Origin of the sequence: Kitasatospora sp. NPDC051705 (assembly GCF_044453265.1) — a bacterium.
Lineage (GTDB): Bacteria > Actinomycetota > Actinomycetes > Streptomycetales > Streptomycetaceae > Kitasatospora.
Window position 1 is genome coordinate 410,884 of the sequence record NZ_JBITCO010000002.1, and the last position, 17,362, is coordinate 428,245.

Here is a 17,362-nt window from a genome sequence, read left to right on the forward strand (position 1 = left end):
CCCCGCCCCCCCCGGGGGCGCCGCGGGGGGGGGGGGGCCCGGGCGGGGCCGCGGGCTCAGCCGACCAGCAGGGAGAGCTCGATCGAGTGCCCGGTCCGCTCCGCCTTGGCCCGCAGGTAGCGGACGTTGCTGGCGTTCTGGTGCACGCCGGTCGGCACCCGGTGCCGGACGGTGACGCCGAGGTCGGCCAGCTGGGCGGCCTTGTCCGGGTTGTTGCTCAGCAGGTCGACGGTGGCGGCGCCGAGCGCGGTGAGCATCTGGGCCGCCGCGGTGTAGTCACGGCCGTCCTCGGGCAGGCCGAGCGCGGTGTTGGCGTCGTAGGTGTCCAGGCCGGAGTCCTGCAGGGCGTAGGCGTCGAGCTTGTTGTAGAGGCCGATGCCCCGGCCCTCCTGCCGCAGGTACAGCAGGAACCCGCCCGCCTCGGCGATCCGCTCGACGGACTCGCGCAGCTGCGGGCCGCAGTCGCAGCGGTCGGAGCCGAAGACGTCCCCGGTCAGGCACTCCGAGTGCAGGCGCACCAGCGGGGTGCCGCCTTCCGGCACCTCGCCGAACGCGAGCGCCAGGTGCTCGGCGCCGTCGGCGAGGCCGTGGAAGGTGAAGACCTCCGCCTCGGCGCGGTAGCCGTCGGGGAAGGAGAGCGGGATGCGCACGCGCGAGCGCACCGTGGCGGGGCCGGGCTGCGGCATGGGTGGGCCTCCGTCGATGAGGGGTGGACCGGGCGGCTCCGGGTGAGCCGGGTGTCGACCGTACTCGGTCGTTCCAATTTGAACAACTGGGTGCCGTCCGTGCCCACCGGGTGCACGCAGGCGCACAACAGCGCCCGCGCCCCACCTGTTCCCGACCTGTTCGCGACCCGTTCCCGTCGGCGTGAGCCCTTCCCGGACGCGGGGGTTCAGCCGGGCTCCATGCGGACCCGAGGGCGCTGCCGGATCGTACGGTCCTCGAGGTGAGGGGGTTTCAGCATGTGGATGTCCCGGGAGCCGGGTCCTGGACACTGCGAGACTTCCCCCGTTTCCTGGGCACGGGAACGCCTCGCGCACGACCACCGACGACCACGGAAGGTCCTGATCTGATGCCCACCAACCCTCACGCCGCCGCCTCCCCGCACCCCTTCGACGCCGAACAGCGCGTCATCGAGGCGCTCTACGCGGAGGTCGTCCGCCGGAACAGGGGCGAAGCGGAGTTCCACCAGGCCGTCCACGAGGTCCTGGAGACCCTCGGCCCGGTCCTCGCCCAGCGCCCCGAGCTCGTCGACGCCCGGATCATCGAGCGGATCTGCGAACCCGAGCGGCAGCTCATGTTCCGGGTGCCGTGGACGGACGACTCCGGCGCCGTCCACGTCAACCGCGGCTTCCGGGTCGAGTTCAGCAGCGCCCTCGGCCCCTACAAGGGCGGGCTGCGCTTCCACGCCTCCGTGAACCTCGGCATCGTCAAGTTCCTGGGCTTCGAGCAGATCTTCAAGAACGCGCTCACCGGGCTCGCCATCGGCGGCGGCAAGGGCGGCTCCGACTTCGACCCCAAGGGCCGCTCGGACGCCGAGATCATGCGGTTCTGCCAGTCCTTCATGACCGAGCTGCACCGCCACCTGGGCGAGCACACCGACGTCCCGGCGGGGGACATCGGCGTCGGCGGCCGGGAGATCGGCTACCTCTTCGGCCAGTACAAGCGGATCACCAACCGTTACGAGAGCGGCGTCCTCACCGGCAAGGGCCTCGGCTGGGGCGGCGCACAGGTCCGGACCGAGGCGACCGGCTACGGCTGCGTGATGTTCACCGCCGAGATGCTGCGCAGCCGCGGCGAGGGCCTGGACGGGCGGCGGGTCGCCGTCTCCGGCTCCGGCAACGTGGCCGTCTACGCCATCGAGAAGGCCCAGCAGCTCGGCGCGACGGTGCTCACCTGCTCCGATTCCTCCGGCTACGTGGTGGACGAGAAGGGCATCGACCTCGACCTGCTCAAGGAGGTCAAGGAGGTCCGGCGCGGCCGTGTCGCCGACTACGCCCGGCTGCGCGGCGGGCACGTCCGGTTCGTCGAGGGCCCGGGCGTGTGGAGCGTGCCCTGCGACGTCGCGCTGCCCTGCGCCACCCAGAACGAGCTGACCGAGGCGGACGCGCTGGCCCTGGTCCGCAACGGCGTGCAGGCGGTCGCCGAGGGCGCCAACATGCCCACCACGCCGGAGGCGGTGCGGGTGTTCCAGGCGGCCGGAGTGGCCTTCGGCCCCGGCAAGGCGGCCAACGCGGGCGGCGTGGCGACCAGCGCGCTGGAGATGCAGCAGAACGCGTCGCGCGACTCCTGGACCTTCGCCGCCACGGAGGAGCGGCTCGCCGGGATCATGAAGCACATCCACGACTCCTGCTTCACCACCGCCGAGCGCTACGGCCACCCGGGCGACTACGTGGTGGGCGCCAACATCGCCGGCTTCGAGCTGGTCGCGGACGCGATGCTGGCCCAGGGCCTGGTCTGAGCCACCCCGCCGCACTGCTGCCGCTCCGGTCGGGTCCTGCCGTACCCGACCGGAGCGGGCACCGATCGTCGGGTACGGCAGGGTGGGTCCTTCCTACGGTGGAGATCAGCAAGGGAAGGACGGGGGCAGGAGTGCTCGAACACCTCAACCGGGCGATGGACGAGATCGACCGGAACCTGGACCGCGAGATCGACGTGGCCGCCCTGGCGCGGATCGCGATGACGTCGGAGTACCACTTCCGGCGGCTGTTCTCGATGCTCGCCGGGATGCCGCTGTCGGAGTACGTCCGCCGTCGGCGACTCACCGTCGCCGGGGCGGAAGTCCTCGACGGCGAAAGGACGTTGCTCGACATCGCGGTCAGGTACGGCTACACCTCGGGCGAGGCGTTCGCCCGGGCCTTCCGGGCGATGCACGGGGTCGGCCCCGGCGAGGCCCGGCGCAGCGGTGCGGTGCTCACCTCCCAGCCCCGGATGTCCTTCCGACTCGTCGTGGAGGGAAGCAGCAGCATGGAATACCGGATCGTCGAGAAGCCGGACTTCCGGATCGTCGGCAGGAAGGCCCGGGTCACCCTGATCTACCAGGGCGTCAACCCGGGGATCGCCGAGTTCATCAGGGGGCTCGGCAAGGACACCGTCGAGCGGATCGCGGAGCTCACCGGCCGGGATCCGGTCGGCATCGTGTCGGTGAGCGACGACTTCTCCGCCAACCGGGAGGAGGGCTCCGAACTCGACTACTGGCACGCGGTGGTGGCGCGCGAGGACGCCGTCGTCCCGGACGACCTGGACGTCCTGCACGTCCCGGCCGGGATGTGGGCCGTGTTCACCAACAGCGGGCCGTTCCCGCAGGCCCTGCAGGAGATGTGGGGGGACGTGGCCGCGCAGTGGTTCCCGTCCAACCCGTACGAGGCCCGGCCGGGCCCGGAGATCCTGCAGACCCGTTTCGTCCCGGGGTCGCCCGACGCCGAGGCGGAGCTGTGGATCCCCGTGGCCCGGGCCGTACGGAGCTGACGGCCGGCGGGTGCGGGTGCGGGTCGGCCGACAGCCGACGGATAACAGGTAACAGATGACAGCAGACAGCGGACAGATGACAGATTTCGAAATCTGTTATCTGTCCGCTGTCATCTGTTCGCCCTCTCGGCCCCTGCCCCCGGCTCGCACCCGCGGCCCCCGTTCGGCCCACCAGCGCCCGCCCCCGCCCCGCCCGTCCCCGCATGCTGGCCTGGGGCCCCGGGGGAGCAGGAGCCGCGACCGAGGAAGGGGATCAGCGATGGCCAAGGCGTTCGGCTTCGTCGACTACGGCGGGCCGGAGACACAGGAGTTCATGGAGCGCCCGGTCCTGGAGGCCGGCCCCGGACAGCTGGCGATCGCGGTCCGCGCCGCGGGCGTGAACCCGGTGGACTGGAAGATCCGCCGCGGCCTGCTCGGCCGGGAGCGGACCCTTCCGGCCGTCATGGGCCAGGAGGCCTCCGGGGTGGTGCAACAGGTCGGCCCGGGCGTCACCGGGTTCACCCCCGGCGACGAGGTGTTCGGCCTCGCGGCCGCCGGCGCGTTCGCCGAGCAGACGCTGCTGCGCGCCGACGCGAGCGCGCTCAAACCCGGCGGCGTCGGCTTCGACCGGGCCGCCGTACTGTCCGTCTCGGTGGCCACGGCGGACGACGCCGTGCGCGACCTCGGCCTCGGGGCGGGCCGGACTGTGCTCATCCTCGGCATCGCCGGTGGCGTCGGCAGCGCGGCCGCCCAGATCGCCCGCAGTCGCGGCCTGACCGTCATCGGCACGGCGAGCGACGCCAACCGGCAGCACGTGGAGTCCCTCGGTGCGGTCCAGGTGCGCTACGGCGAGGGTGTCGCCGAGCGGATCGCCGCTGCCGCGCCCGACGGCGTCGACGGCGTCCTGGACCTGGTCGGCGGTGTCGCCCTCCGGGAGGCCGCCGGCCCGCTCAAGGGCCGGGTGGAGCTGGTCAGTACGGCCGACCCGGTCACCGTCGCGGAGCTCGGCGGCCGTTACGTCACCCGCTCGACCACCCCGGAGACCCTCGCCGATCTGGCCGCCCTGGTCGCCGCCGGCGAGCTGGACCCGCACGTCACCGGCCGCTATCCGCTGGACCGGGCGGTCGAGGCGGTCTCCGCCGTCGAATCCGGGCACGCCCGGGGCAAGGTCGTTCTTGAAATCGCTTGAAACACAAGATTCGTGACGATTCATCAGATCCCGTCGAAGAACGTTCAGAGAGAGTCGAGAGTAGAGGCCATGAAGCAGAATTCAGTGACCATGGACGGCCCCTGCTGGGTCGAGCTGGGCACCTCGGACCCGGCCGCCGCCAAGGCCTTCTACCGCGAGCTGTTCGGCTGGCGTGCCGAGACCGACCCCCGGCCCGAGGCCGGCGGCTACACCCAGATGTTCCTCGGCGACGCCCCGGCCGCCGGACTCACCCCGCTGTTCACGCCGGACCAGCCCACCGCCTGGACGGTGTCCTTCGCCGTGCCCGACACCGACGTCGTCGTCGCCCTGGTCAAGGACGCGGGCGGCCGGGTCCTGATGGAGCCGGCCGAGGTGTTCGACCTGGGCCGGTTCGCGGTGGCAGCGGACCCGTCCGGGGCGGTCTTCTCGCTCTGGCAGGCCCGCGCCTTCCAGGGCGCCGGGGTGCTCAACGAGCCCGGTGCGCTCGGCTGGGTGGAGCTGCTCACCCGCGATCCGGTGACCTCCGCGGCGTTCTACCCGGAGGTGTTCGGCTGGTCCGTGAGCCGCTCCGACCAGTACACCCAATGGGGCGTGCACGGTGGGGACTTCGGCGGCATGCTGGTGATGGACGACCGCTTCCCGCCGGAGGTGCCGCCGCACTGGCTGCCGTACTTCTCGGTCGCGGACGTCGACAACACCGTCACCCGGGCGAGCGGCCTCGGCGCGGACGTGCTGATGCCCGCCACCGACGTACCGGAGGGCCCGCGGATCGCGGTGCTGCGCGATCCGCAGGGCGCGGCGTTCGGGGTCTACCTGGCCGGCACCGAGGGCTAAGCCGGCCCCGAGGGCCGATTCGGCTCCTAGGGTCGATTCGGCTCCTAGGCCCGGACGGGCGCGCGGGGCGGCCGTACCGCGCACCGCCCCGCGCGCCGGGCGCCCAGGCGGCGCCGGGCTCGCCGGAGGCCCGGCGCCCACCGGGGCGGCCCGGTTCACCGGCGGCTCAGGGCCTACCGGCGCCGCCGGGGAGAGGAGCGCCACACGCCCACCGCGGCCGCCGCCGTGACCAGCAGCGCTGCCGCCGGCACCACGTCGCCGACCCGGTCGTACCAGGTCAGCGTCCCGGGCTCGGTGAGCGGCACCCGGACGGTCAGCGCACCGGTGCCGTCGGTGCCGAGCCGGGCGAGTTCCCGCCCCTGGGCGTCGAAGGCCGCCGACACGCCGGTCAGCGAGGCCTGCACGGCCGGCCGGCCGGTCTCGGCGGCCCGGATCGCCGCGAGGGAGACGTGCTGCTCGGGTGCCCAGGTGTCCTGGAAGGTCGAGGTCGAGGACTGGTAGACGAGCATCCGGGCGCCGTCCCGCGCGGCCGTGCGGGCCATGTCGGGGAAGGCGGACTCGAAGCAGATCAGCGCGCCGACCGGCAGTGGGGCGCCCGTCCGGTCGGTGGCGGGCAGCAGGTGGAAGGCGGTGCCGGGGGCCCGATTCTCGCCGGCCGCGCGACTGACCCCGGCGATCCAGCCGAGCAGCGGCCGCAGCGGGATGTACTCGCCGAACGGCACCAGCCGGATCTTGCGGTAGCGGTCCACCACACCCGCCGGGGAGACCAGCACCGCGTCCTTGGAGATCCGCCCGTCCGCCTTGCGGGCGTCCTCCCCGGCGATGACCGGGGCGCCGGTGGCGGCGGCGAGGCCGCGCAGCCGGTCGAGGGCGGCCGGGTCGCGGTCGAGGTCGGCGGTGGTGCTGCTCTCGCCCCAGACGACGAGGTCCACCGGGTGGCCGCCGAGGGCCGCGGTGTCCCGGGCGCCGGCCTCGAAGCGGGCCTGCGGATCCTCTACGACGCCGGGCTGGATCAGTGCCACGGTGACGGCCCCGGTCCGGGCGGGGGCGTCGCGCAGCGCGAACAGCAGCGGTCCGGCGGCCAGCACCAGGACGGTGGCCAGCGCCGCCAGCGCGCGCGGGCGCCACTGCGCGGCGGTCAGCACGATCAGCACCCCGGTGTTGACGGCCGCCACCGCGGCGCTGACCAGCCAGATCCCGCCGGCCGAGGCCAGTCCGAGGATCGCCGGGTGCTGCCACTGGGTCGCGCCGAGCAGCGCCCACGGCCCGCCGAGGGCGTGCCAGGACCGCGCGTACTCGGTGGCCACCCACACCGCGGGGACGACGACGAGGGCGAGCAGCGCCCGACGGGCGGTCAACGGCGGGTGCAGCAGCCGGTGCACGGCGTAGCCGACGGCGCCCTGCAGCGCCCCGACCAGCACGGCCAGCACCGGCAGTCCCGGCCCGATGGAGGGGATCAGCCAGTACATGGCCGTCAGGATGAACCCGGCCCCGAACCACCAGCCGCGCACCGCCGCCTCCCGTCCGTCGGGGGCCCGTTGCATCAGCAGCAGCCCGGGGACGAGCGCGATCCACGCCAGCCACGCCTGCCCGGGCGCGGGGAACGCCAGGACCGGCACCGCCCCGGCGGCCAGTGCGCCGAACCGGGCGCGGTAGCGGTGTGGTCTGCGAGGCCGCTCCGGGGCGTGCCGGTGGACGCTGTGCCCGGGGTGCGGCGTGCGCGGGGCGGGGCTGGGGGGCGCGGGGCGGCGGGACATGCCCCGTATTGTCCGCTCGGACGGAGCGCGCCACCAGTATTCCTGTCACCCGAACGGGCTAATGGGACACCGGTGGCGCGGACTCCTGCCGTGCGAAGTCCGGTGGCGGGGAAGCCCGGTGGCGCGACGCCGGTCGGAAGTCCGCCAACCGTCCGCCAACCGTCCGCAGGCCGGCCGCCCTGCGGACGGTCGCCGAAGGACGCCGGAGGTCCGCCGCCCGGTGGCCGCCCGCCCCGCCCCGGCCGACTCAGCCCTCGTCGCCCTCCAGGTCCCCCTCCGTCTCCAGGAACGCGGCCTGCAGCTGCTCGATCAGCTCCGGGTCCGGCTGCTCCCACAGCCCGCGGCTCGCCGCCTCCAGCAGCCGCTCGCTGATCCCGTGCAGCGCCCACGGGTTGGCGCCGGCCAGGAACTCCCGGTTGACCGGGTCGAGCACGTACTCCTGGGTGAGCTTCTCGTACATCCAGTCCGCGACCACGCCGGTGGTGGCGTCGTAGCCGAACAGGTAGTCCACGGTCGCGGCCATCTCGAACGCGCCCTTGTACCCGTGGCGGCGCATCGCCTCGATCCAGCGCGGGTTGACCACGCGGGCGCGGAAGACGCGGGCGGCCTCCTCGGTCAGCGTCCGGGTGCGGACCGTCTCCGGGCGGGTCGAGTCGCCGATGTAGGCGGTCGGCGCCTTGCCGGTGAGCGCCCGGACGGTGGCCACCATGCCGCCGTGGTACTGGAAGTAGTCGTCCGAGTCGGCGATGTCGTGCTCGCGGGTGTCGGTGTTCTTGGCGGCGACGGTGATCCGCTTGTAGGCGGTCTCCATCTCCTCGCGGGCGGGCCGGCCGTCCAGGCCGCGCCCGTACGCGTAGCCGCCCCAGACCGTGTACACCTCGGCGAGGTCGGCGTCGGTGCGCCAGTCCCGGCTGTCGATCAGCTGGAGCAGGCCGGCGCCGTAGGTGCCGGGGCGGGAGCCGAACACGCGGACGGTGGCCTTGCGCTCGTCGCCGTGCACGGCCACGTCCGCCTGGACGTGGGCGCGCACGAAGTTCTGCTCCGCGGGCTCCTCCTGGGCGGCGGCCAGGCGCACGGCGTCGTCCAGCAGGGCGACGACGTGCGGGAAGGCGTCGCGGAAGAAGCCGGAGATGCGCAGCGTCACGTCGATGCGCGGGCGGCCCAGCTCCTCCGGGGAGATCGGCTCCAGACCGGTGACCCGGCGCGAGGCGTCGTCCCAGACCGGCCGGACGCCGAGCAGGGCGAAGGCCTCGGCGATGTCGTCGCCGGCGGTGCGCATCGCGCTGGTACCCCAGAGCGAGAGGCCGACGGAGGGCGGGTAGGCGCCGTCGTTGTCGGCGGTGTACCGCTCGACCAGCGAGGCGGCGAGCGCCTGCCCGGTCTCCCAGGCGAGCTTGCTGGGGACGGCCTTGGGGTCGACGGAGTAGAAGTTGCGGCCGGTCGGCAGCACGTTGACCAGGCCGCGCAGCGGGGAGCCGGACGGACCGGCGGGGACGAAGCCGCCCTGCAGCGCGTGCAGCACGGCGTCCAGTTCGTCGGTGGTGGCGGCCAGGCGCGGCACCACCTGGGTGGCGGCGAAGGTCAGCACCTCGCCGACGGCCTCCGGCAGCCCGGCGGCGACCTTCTCCACCGCCTCGACCGCCCAGTCCTGCTCCTCCATCGCCTCGACCAGCGCGCGGGCCTTGGCCTCGGCCGCGTCGGTGGCGCCGAGGGTCAGCGCGGCCTCGTCCAGGCCCAGCGCCTCGCGCAGACCGGGCAGCGCGCTGACACCGCCCCAGATCTGGCGGGCGCGGAGGATGGCGAGCACGATGTTGACCCGGTCGGTGCCGGCCGGCGCCTGGCCGAGGACGTGCAGGCCGTCGCGGATCTGGGCGTCCTTGATCTCGCAGAGCCAGCCGTCGACGTGCAGCAGGAAGTCGTCGAAGCCGTCGTCCTCGGGGCGCTCGTCCAGGCCGAGGTCGTGGTCCAGCTTGGCGGCCTGGATGAGCGTCCAGATCTGGGCGCGGATCGCGGGCAGCTTGGCCGGGTCCATGGCGGCGATGTTGGAGTGCTCGTCGAGCAGCTGCTCCAGCCGGGCGATGTCGCCGTAGGAGTCGGCGCGGGCCATCGGCGGCACCAGGTGGTCGACGAGGGTGGCGTGGGCCCGGCGCTTGGCCTGGGTGCCCTCGCCCGGGTCGTTGACCAGGAACGGGTAGATCAGCGGCAGGTCGCCGAGGACGGCGTCCGGGCCGCACTCGGCGGACAGCGCGGCGGTCTTGCCGGGCAGCCACTCCAGGTTGCCGTGCTTGCCGAGGTGGATGACGGCGTGCGCGCCGAAGCCGCCGTCGGCCTGGGCGGCCTCGATCCAGCGGTAGGCGGCCAGGTAGTGGTGGCTCGGCGGCAGGTCCGGGTCGTGGTAGATGGCGACCGGGTTCTCGCCGAAGCCGCGCGGCGGCTGGATGAGCACCAGCAGGTTCCCGGAGCGGATCGCGGCCAGCACGATGTCGCCGTCCGGGTTCTGCGAGCGGTCGACGTACAGCTCGCCGGGGGCGGGGCCCCAGTGCTCCTCGACCTGCTCGCGCAGCGCCTGCGGCAGCGTGGCGTACCAGCGGCGGTAGTCGGCGGCCGGGATGCGCACCGGGTTGCGGGCCAGCTGGTCCTCGGTGAGCCAGTCCTGGTCGTAGCCGCCGGCCGCGATCAGGGCGTGGATGATCGCGTCGCCCTCGTGCCCCTCCTCGGCGCCGTCGTCCAGGCCGGGCAGCTCGTTCCCGAGGTCCATGCCCTCCTCGCGCAGCCGGTGCAGCAGTCGCACGGCGCTGGCCGGGGTGTCCAGGCCGACGGCGTTGCCGACCCGGGCGTGCTTGGTCGGGTACGCGGACAGCACCAGCGCCAGGCGGCGCTCGGCCGCCGGGACGTGCCGCAGCGCGGCGTGCCGGACGGCGGTGCCGGCCACCCGGGCGGCGCGCTCCGGGTCGGCGGCGTAGACGGTCAGGCCGTCCTCGTCCAGCTCCTTGAAGGAGAAGGGGACGCTGATCAGGCGGCCGTCGAACTCCGGCACCGCGATCTGGGTGGCGGTGTCCAGCGGGGAGAGGCCGTCGTCGCTGGCCTCCCACTGGGCGCGCGACCAGGTCAGGCAGAGCGCCTGCAGGATCGGGCGGTCCAGCGCGGCGAGCGCTCCGGCGTCCCAGGCCTCCTCGTCGCCGCCGGCCTGGGCGTCGGCCGGGCGGGTGCCGCCGGCGGCGAGCACGGTGGTGACGATCGCGTCGGCCTCGCCGAGCGCGGCCAGCAGCTCGGGCTCGGCGCCGCGCAGCGAGGCGCAGTAGTAGGCGCGCGCCCGGGCGCCGCGGTCCTCGATCGCCCGGCAGAGCGTCTCGACGAAGGCGGTGTTGCCGCTCATGTGGTGGGCCCGGTAGTAGAGCACGGCGACGGTCGGGCCGTCGCCGTCGCGGGCCTCGCGCTCCAGCGGGCCCCAGGCGGGCGCGGAGGCGGGCGGGGCGAAGCCGTGGCCGGTGAGCAGCACGGTGTCGGAGAGGAAGGCGCCGAGCTCGGCCAGGTTGCCGGCGCCGCCGTGGGCGAGGTAGGCGTGCGCCTCGGCGGCGATGCCGGCCGGGACGGTGGACAGCTCCATCAGCTGGGCGTCGGGCGCCTGTTCGCCGGTCAGCACGATGACCGGGCGGGGGCCGGCGAGCAGCGAGTCCAGGCCCTCCTGCCAGGCGCGGCGGCCGCCGAGCAGACGGACCACCACGAGGTCGGTGCCCTCCAGCAGGGCGGGCAGCTCCTCGGGGGTGAGCCGGGCCGGGTTGCCGAGCCGGAACGGAACGGGGCCCTCGCTGGCGCGGGCGCTGAGCAGGTCGGTGTCGGAGGTCGACAGCAGCAGGATCATGCGAAGGCCCTCCCGGCCTCGGAGCCGCCCCGAGCCGAAGGGCGCGCCGGCGTTGAAAGTGACGAGTGACAGGCGTGGCTGACGTGACGGGCGCGGCCGTCACGGAGGGTGCGGTGGGCCGGGCCGGCCCGGTGGGCGCGCCCGGGGTGACGGGCGGCGGGTGCCGTGGCGGGTACCGGAGTGCGGGGGCACCGCCCGGCGGGCGGGTCGGCGGCGGGCGTCGACCGCGGGTGCGGGTGCGGGTGCGGGTGCCCGGGGGCCGGCCGCGGGCCGGGTCGACGGAGGCCGCCCGGGGACGCGTGCGGGCGTGGACCGCCTGCCGACGCGTGCGCGGGCATGCGACAGCGCTGGTGCATTTCTGCCTTCCTCGGGGTCCGCGCCCCGGGCCGGTGGAGGACGGCAGGAGTTCCTGGCTCCCGCGGCCGCCCGGTGTCCCGGTGAACCGCGGTCACAGTGGCGGGACCGCACCGGGCTTGCACCGGTTTCCTCCCCTGCGCCGTCGCTGGCGTTCGGACGGCCCGCTGGGACCGCCCGCGAGCATCGTACGGGGTGCGGCTGACCTGGGGGAGGGGCGATCGGCGGCGGCCGTCCGGAGCGGCCGGGGTGTGATGCAACGGACGGAGGCAAGCGATCGGATCATCTGTATGCTCGCGGCCATGCCACCGACACCCGACGCCACCGCGCCGGGCGCCGCGGTGCCCGACCGGGGGCGCGCGGACGCCTGCCCAGGGGCCCTTCGTCTGCACCAGGCCGACGACGGCGCCCTGGCCCGGGTCCGTCTGCCCGGGGGCCTGCTGACGGATCGTCAGGTGCTGGCGCTGGCCGAGGCGGCCGAGGCGCTCGGTGACGGCGAACTGGAGACCACCTCCCGCGGCAACGTCCAACTCCGCGGCCTCGCTTCGCACTGCGGGGCGGAGCTCGCCGACCGGCTGCGCGCGGTCGGACTGCTGCCCTCGGACACCCACGAGCGGGTGCGCAACATCGTCGCCTCGCCGCTTGCCGGGCTCACCGGCCCCGCCGCGGACGGCACCGGCACCGGCACCGGCGTCGGCACCGCCCCGGGCACCGCCCCCGGCGCCGACGTGCAGGCCTGGGTGCGGGAGCTGGACGCGCGGCTGTGCGCGAGCGACTGGGCGGCCGGGCTCTCCGGCAAGTTCCTCTTCGCGCTGGACGACGGGCGGGGCGACGTCGCCGCGCTCGACGCCGATGTGACATTGATCGCAGGCGGGCCCGGCACCGCCGGCGGCGCGGGCCCGGCCTCGGCTGCGCCGGCACTGCTGCGCCTCGGACGCGCCGACCACGGACACCCGGTACCGCGGGGGCAGGAGGTGGCGGCCGTGCTGGACGCGGCCCGCGCCTTCCTGGACGCGCTGCGGGCGAACGGGCGCCGGGCCTGGCACCTGCGCGAGGCGCCCGACCTGCTCCCGGCCGGCACGGTTCCGCTGCCCGCCCTCCCCGGGACTCCGCCCGCCGTGGGCGCGCTGCCCGGCGGGCTGTCCGTGGGGATGCGCTTCGGCCGGGCGGGCGCCGCCCAGTGGCGCGCGCTCGCCGCCGCCTGCGCCGGGGAGGTCCGGCTGACCCCCTGGCGCGGCGCGGTGCTGCCGGGTGCGTCCGCCGACCGGCTGTCCGCCCTGGCCTCGGTCGGGTTCAGGACCGCGCCCGGCTCGGCCTGGGAGCGGGCCACCGCCTGCACCGGGCTGCCGGGCTGCGCCAGGTCGCTCGCCGACGTCCGGGCCGAGGCGGCCCGGGCGCTGGACGCGGCCGACGGTGCCGACGGCGCCGAGGGTGCCGGCGCAGGACTTCCGGTGCTTCCGGTGCACTGGTCGGGGTGTGCACGGCGCTGCGGCCATCCGGCCGGGCGGTGGGTGGACATGCTCGCCACGGGGCAGGGCTACCGGGTGACGGTGAACGGTCCGGCAGCCGCCGGGGCGGCCGTGGACGTGACGAACGAGGAGATGGCCGAGGCGGTCGCCGAGGCCAGGAGGACCACGAAGTGATCGAGTACGAGAAGGACGGCGCGTCCATCTACCGCCAGTCCTTTGCCACCATCCGCGCGGAGGCCGATCTGGCCGCCCTCCCGGCGGACGTCTCCCGGGTCGCGGTGCGGATGATCCACGCCTGCGGCATGGTCGACCTGGTCGAGGACCTGGTGTACTCGCCCGGCGTGGTCGCCTCCGCGCGCGCCGCGCTGAACGCCGGGGCGCCGATCCTGTGCGACGTCAACATGGTCGCCAGCGGCGTCACGCGCAAGCGCCTGCCCGCCGACAACGAGGTGGTCTGCACCCTCACCGACCCCTCGGTGCCCGAACTCGCCCGGAAGACGGGCAACACCCGCAGCGCCGCCGCCATGGAGCTGTGGCTGCCCCGGCTGGAGGGCGCGGTGGTGGCCGTCGGCAACGCGCCGACCTCGCTCTTCCGGCTGCTGGAGATGATCGAGGCGGGCGCCCCCCGCCCGGCCGCGGTGATCGGCGTCCCGGTCGGCTTCATCGGCGCCGCCGAGTCCAAGCAGGCCCTGGCCGAGCACCCGTCCGGGCTGGAGCACCTGGTGGTGCGCGGCCGGCGCGGCGGCAGCGCGATGGCCGCCGCCGCCATCAACGCGATTGCGAGCGAAGAAGAGTGACGGATCGTCAGACCACCGGCAGCGGGCGGCTCTACGGCGTCGGGCTCGGCCCGGGGGACCCGTCGCTGGTCACCGTCCGCGCCGCCGAACTCATCGGCAAGGCCGACGTGGTGGCCTACCACAGCGCTCGGCACGGCCGCTCCATCGCCCGCTCCATCGCCGAGCGGTACCTGACGGGTGGTCAGATCGAGGAGAAGCTGGTCTACCCGATCACGGTCGAGACCACCGACCACCCCGGCGGCTACCGGGGCGCGCTGGACGACTTCTACGAGGAGGCCGCCGCGCGGCTGGCCGCCCACCTCGACGCCGGACGCGACGTCGTCGTCCTCGCCGAGGGCGACCCGCTGTTCTACGGCTCCTACCAGCACATGCACAAGCGCCTCGCGCACCGCTACCCGACCGAGGTGGTGCCCGGGGTCACCTCCGTCAGCGCCGCGGCCGCCCGCCTCGGGCAGCCCCTCACCGAGGCCGAGGAGACGCTCACCGTCATCCCCGGGACCCTGCCCGAGGAGGAGCTGACGGCCCGGATCGCCGCCGCCGACTCCGCAGTGATCATGAAGCTGGGCCGCACCTTCCCCGCCGTCCGCCGTGCGCTGGAGCGGGCCGGGCGACTGGCGGACGCCCAGTACGTCGAGCGCGCCTTCATGGAGGGGGAGCGCATCGCGCCGCTGGCCGAGGTCGAGGGCGAGACCGTCCCGTACTTCTCGGTGGCCGTGCTGCCCAGCAAGGTCGCGCCGCTCGGGACGTCCGCGGCGCCCGAGCCGCTCGAGCCGGAGGCCCGGCGGGCGGACGGCCCGGGCGCGGTGACCGTCATCGGCACCGGGCCGGCCGGACCGCTCTGGCTCACCCCCGAGGCGCGCGGCGCCCTCGCCGAGGCCACCGACCTGGTCGGCTACACCACCTACCTGGACCGGGTGCCCGAGCGCCCGGGGCAGCGGCGGCACGGCTCGGACAACAAGGTGGAGTCCGAGCGCGCCGAGTACGCCCTCGAACTGGCCCGGCGCGGGCACCGGGTCGCGGTGGTCTCCTCGGGCGACCCGGGGGTGTTCGCGATGGCCACCGCCGTGCTCGAGGTCGCCTGCGAGGAGGCCTACCGGGACGTCCCGGTGCGCATCGTCCCCGGTATGACCGCGGCCCACGCGGCGGCCTCCCGGGCGGGCGCCCCGCTCGGGCACGACTACGCGGTCGTCTCGCTGTCGGACCGGCTCAAGCCCTGGGGGGTGGTGGCCGACCGGCTGCGCGCCGCCGCGGCGGCGGACCTGGTGCTCGCGCTCTACAACCCGGGCTCGAAGTCGCGGACCACGCAGGTCGGCCTCGCCCGGGACCTGCTGCTGGAGTACCGCGAGCCGGGGACGCCGGTGGTGATGGCGCGCGACGTCGGCGGCCCGACGGAGCGGGTCCGGATCGTCCGGCTCGGCGAGCTGGACCCGGCCCTGGTCGACATGCGGACCATCCTGCTGATCGGCTCCTCGCAGACCCGGGCGGTCGAGCGGGGCGGCGGTGTGGAGGTCGTCTGGACGCCCCGGCGCTATCCGGAGGTCTCGGAGGGTGCGGACGCCGCGGACGCCGCGGAGGGGTGACGGCGAACGAATGACAGATGACAGCTGACAGATGATGAAATCTGTCAGCTGTCATCTGTTCGCCGTCTTCCGTCACCGGTCACCGGACCGGTCAGACGTCGGCAGTCGGCGGGCGGCCTCGGCTGTTCGGCCGGCCGCCCGCCGACGGTCGTCACCGGGTCGGCTTGGTGATCAGCAGCTCGGTGTTGTGGTCCTCGCCCGAGCCCAGCAGCGAGGTGACCCGCCCGTTCGGGTCGTTGTAGGACAGCTCGCGGTACAGGGCGGCGAGGTTGCCGTCCGAGGTGCTGCCGAAGTCCGTCCCGTACGGTGCGGACGACTCGATCAGCGTCGTGAACAGCGAGAGCGTGCCGTCCCCGTTGTCCGCGATCTCGATGATGCGGCCGTGCTGCGGGTAGTCGATGTGCGAGGCGGTGTTGATCTCCCAGAACGCCCGCTCCGGCACGGCGTGGCCGTGCGGAGTGATCTTGTTCATGTGGGTGTGCCCGTTCACCCACGCGACCACGTTCGGGTAGCGCTGGATCAGCGCCACCAGCTCGTTGCCGTCGTGCCGCCGCTCGAAGATGTTGCGCGGGTCGGGCAGCAGGTTGCCCATGGTGGTGCTGGTGTGGTGGCTGAAGAGCAGGATCACGTCGTCCGTGCTGCCGCCCGCCACCCGGCGGCCGTCGGCGTCGTACCAGTGACCGCTGTGCGCCTTCAACTGCTGCTCCAGCCAGCGCAGTTGCGCAGTGCCGAGGGAGCCGTCGGCGAACCCGGCCTGGTTGGTGGTGTCCAGGCTGATGCCGACCACCTTCTCGGAGATCCGGAAGGTGTAGTAGAGCTTGCCGCTGCCCACCATGTCCGAGGTGAAGCCGTGGCCGTACGGGCCGGCGCCGGTGCGCGCCGGGTCCAGGTGGGCCTTGGCGAACTCCTTGAGCGTGAACGGCCGCCGGCGCTCGTCCGGGGTGATCCGGCGCACGGCGTCGCCGCTCGCGATCAGCTTGGCGAGCAGCAGCGCGGCACCCGCCGGGTCGCGCCGCAGCGAGTCCATCAGCTGGGCGGCGTCGGCGTCGTTGCAGCCCTCCAGCTTGTACTGGCCGGTGTAGACGTCGTTCAGCAGTCCGAGGTCGGGCAGCGTGCCCTCGAGGCTGTCGTCGTGGTTGCCCACCGTCGTGTACCAGGGCGTCCGCAGGCCCGGCGCGTCGAAGGGGCGTCCGGCGGCGTCGAGGAAGCCGGGTATCTGCGGGAACCCCTTCGCCTTGTAGCCGTCGCTGTAGGCGAGTTCGGGGTTCCAGTAGGCCGCGTTGCCGGAGTTCTGCACGCCCTCGTAGCGGTTGGGGTCACCGGTGCTCTGGGCCATCCGGCCGCCGCCCATGACGGTGAGGTACCAGTCGAGTTCGGCGTGCTCGTGGTTGTCGGTGTTGTCGCCGGTGGCCATCACCATGCTGAACGGCATCCCGGTGTAGGGGCCGCCGTCGAGCGCGTTGACCCGCTCGACGAGCGCGGAGACGCCGCGGGCGTTGAGGGTCTCCTGGGGCCGGTACGCGCTGCCGTTCCAGCGGGCCAGGTACTCGAAGCGGAACGGGGACTCGGTGTCCACCAGGTGCAGGTCGCTGAACTGGACGAAGCTGGCCAGGCCGGTCCGGCGGTCGTCGCGCCCGCCGCCCGGCGCCGCCAGGTCGCCGCGCACCATCAGGGGCCAGCCCGGGCCCGCCGTCAGTCTCTTGTACGCGCCGGTGCCGCTCGGCGTGGCCACCTGGTCGAGCGTGGTCCCGGTGACCTTGACGGCCCGCGCGGCGGTGGTCGCCAGTGCGCGCTCCCGCTCAGCCGCCGAGGCGAACTGTGCGCCGCCCAGCGACAAGGCCGTCCAGGCGGCGGCCACCGACGTACCGGTGAGGAACGTACGCCGATTCATCCCTGCCACAAAAACCCCCACATTCTGATGGCCCGGCCGGACTTCCGGCCGTCGGCCCCCGTGTCATGAACCCGCCTCTGGCGGACCGCCAGATTACTCACTGGTAGGGGCGGGGGGCGAGGGCCGTGCGGCGAACTCTTCGGGAACGCGCGGCGGTGCTCCTCCCCGGCGCCCCCGCAACC

The 17,362-nt window shown here is 74.4% G+C and carries 11 protein-coding genes and 1 riboswitch; of the genes, 7 read left to right on the forward strand and 4 right to left on the reverse strand.

Features of this window, described 5'->3' with window-relative positions:
- Positions 1-56: 56 nt before the first annotated feature.
- Positions 57-686, reverse strand: a complete 630-nt coding sequence (gene ribA, locus ACIA8Q_RS04390) for a GTP cyclohydrolase II (RefSeq protein ID WP_396316739.1) — start codon at positions 684-686, stop codon at positions 57-59.
- A gap of 386 nt (positions 687-1,072) precedes the next feature.
- Here ribA and gdhA point away from each other — a divergent pair, with 386 nt between their 5' ends.
- The 4 genes from gdhA to ACIA8Q_RS04410 all read left to right on the forward strand — a co-directional run bounded on the left by gdhA (position 1,073) and on the right by ACIA8Q_RS04410 (position 5,470).
- Positions 1,073-2,461, forward strand: a complete 1,389-nt coding sequence (gene gdhA / locus ACIA8Q_RS04395) for an NADP-specific glutamate dehydrogenase (RefSeq protein WP_360210648.1) — start codon at positions 1,073-1,075, stop codon at positions 2,459-2,461.
- A gap of 131 nt (positions 2,462-2,592) precedes the next feature.
- Entirely contained in the window at positions 2,593-3,468 is an 876-nt protein-coding gene (locus ACIA8Q_RS04400; RefSeq protein WP_360210650.1) for an AraC family transcriptional regulator, read from the forward strand.
- A gap of 259 nt (positions 3,469-3,727) precedes the next feature.
- Positions 3,728-4,636 carry an NADP-dependent oxidoreductase gene (locus ACIA8Q_RS04405; RefSeq protein ID WP_360210652.1) on the forward strand — a complete coding sequence of 303 codons (909 nt, stop codon included), beginning with the start codon at positions 3,728-3,730 and terminating at the stop codon, positions 4,634-4,636.
- Positions 4,637-4,705: 69 nt separating this feature from the next.
- The gene (locus ACIA8Q_RS04410) at positions 4,706-5,470 is read left to right on the forward strand and encodes a VOC family protein (protein WP_360210654.1); all 765 of its coding nucleotides are present in this window, start codon (positions 4,706-4,708) and stop codon (positions 5,468-5,470) included.
- A 173-nt stretch (positions 5,471-5,643) separates the two neighbouring features.
- Here ACIA8Q_RS04410 and lnt read toward each other — a convergent pair whose 3' ends face one another.
- Together lnt and cobN are read right to left on the reverse strand one after the other, a co-directional pair.
- Positions 5,644-7,227 carry an apolipoprotein N-acyltransferase gene (gene lnt, locus ACIA8Q_RS04415; RefSeq protein ID WP_396316740.1) on the reverse strand — a complete coding sequence of 528 codons (1,584 nt, stop codon included), beginning with the start codon at positions 7,225-7,227 and terminating at the stop codon, positions 5,644-5,646.
- Positions 7,228-7,474: 247 nt separating this feature from the next.
- Positions 7,475-11,089: a cobaltochelatase subunit CobN gene (cobN, locus tag ACIA8Q_RS04420; RefSeq protein WP_396316741.1), complete on the reverse strand. Its 3,615-nt coding sequence runs from the start codon at positions 11,087-11,089 to the stop codon at positions 7,475-7,477.
- Between the two features lie 403 nt (positions 11,090-11,492).
- A riboswitch (cobalamin riboswitch) is annotated at positions 11,493-11,578 on the reverse strand.
- A gap of 167 nt (positions 11,579-11,745) precedes the next feature.
- Between cobN and ACIA8Q_RS04425 the strand changes: the two genes are divergently transcribed.
- From ACIA8Q_RS04425 to ACIA8Q_RS04435, 3 genes are read left to right on the forward strand one after another with little or no spacing between them, the layout of a single operon-like run.
- Complete coding sequence (locus ACIA8Q_RS04425; protein WP_396316742.1) at positions 11,746-13,086, forward strand: hypothetical protein; 1,341 nt, start codon at positions 11,746-11,748, stop codon at positions 13,084-13,086.
- Positions 13,083-13,709, forward strand: a complete 627-nt coding sequence (locus ACIA8Q_RS04430) for a precorrin-8X methylmutase (RefSeq protein ID WP_360210664.1) — start codon at positions 13,083-13,085, stop codon at positions 13,707-13,709. The genes ACIA8Q_RS04425 and ACIA8Q_RS04430 overlap by 4 nt, the downstream gene beginning before the upstream one ends.
- Positions 13,706-15,289, forward strand: a complete 1,584-nt coding sequence (locus ACIA8Q_RS04435; protein ID WP_396316743.1) for a precorrin-2 C(20)-methyltransferase — start codon at positions 13,706-13,708, stop codon at positions 15,287-15,289. Before ACIA8Q_RS04430 ends, ACIA8Q_RS04435 begins: the two co-directional genes overlap by 4 nt.
- 151 nt (positions 15,290-15,440) lie before the next feature.
- On the opposite strand, the gene ACIA8Q_RS04440 is transcribed toward ACIA8Q_RS04435, so the two are convergent.
- Entirely contained in the window at positions 15,441-17,180 is a 1,740-nt protein-coding gene (locus ACIA8Q_RS04440) for a TIGR03767 family metallophosphoesterase (RefSeq protein ID WP_360210668.1), read from the reverse strand.
- Between the last annotated feature and the right edge of the window lie 182 nt (positions 17,181-17,362).

What these genes read in the sequence shown, in the direction of transcription:
- ribA (WP_396316739.1), bottom strand. Translation starts at nt 686, where the DNA reads ATGCCGCAGCCCGGCCCCGCCACGGTGCGCTCGCGCGTGCGCATCCCG.
- gdhA (WP_360210648.1), top strand. Translation starts at nt 1,073, where the DNA reads ATGCCCACCAACCCTCACGCCGCCGCCTCCCCGCACCCCTTCGACGCC.
- ACIA8Q_RS04405 (WP_360210652.1), top strand. Translation starts at nt 3,728, where the DNA reads ATGGCCAAGGCGTTCGGCTTCGTCGACTACGGCGGGCCGGAGACACAG.
- ACIA8Q_RS04410 (WP_360210654.1), top strand. Translation starts at nt 4,706, where the DNA reads ATGAAGCAGAATTCAGTGACCATGGACGGCCCCTGCTGGGTCGAGCTG.
- lnt (WP_396316740.1), bottom strand. Translation starts at nt 7,227, where the DNA reads ATGTCCCGCCGCCCCGCGCCCCCCAGCCCCGCCCCGCGCACGCCGCAC.
- cobN (WP_396316741.1), bottom strand. Translation starts at nt 11,089, where the DNA reads ATGATCCTGCTGCTGTCGACCTCCGACACCGACCTGCTCAGCGCCCGC.
- ACIA8Q_RS04425 (WP_396316742.1), top strand. Translation starts at nt 11,746, where the DNA reads ATGCCACCGACACCCGACGCCACCGCGCCGGGCGCCGCGGTGCCCGAC.
- ACIA8Q_RS04440 (WP_360210668.1), bottom strand. Translation starts at nt 17,180, where the DNA reads ATGAATCGGCGTACGTTCCTCACCGGTACGTCGGTGGCCGCCGCCTGG.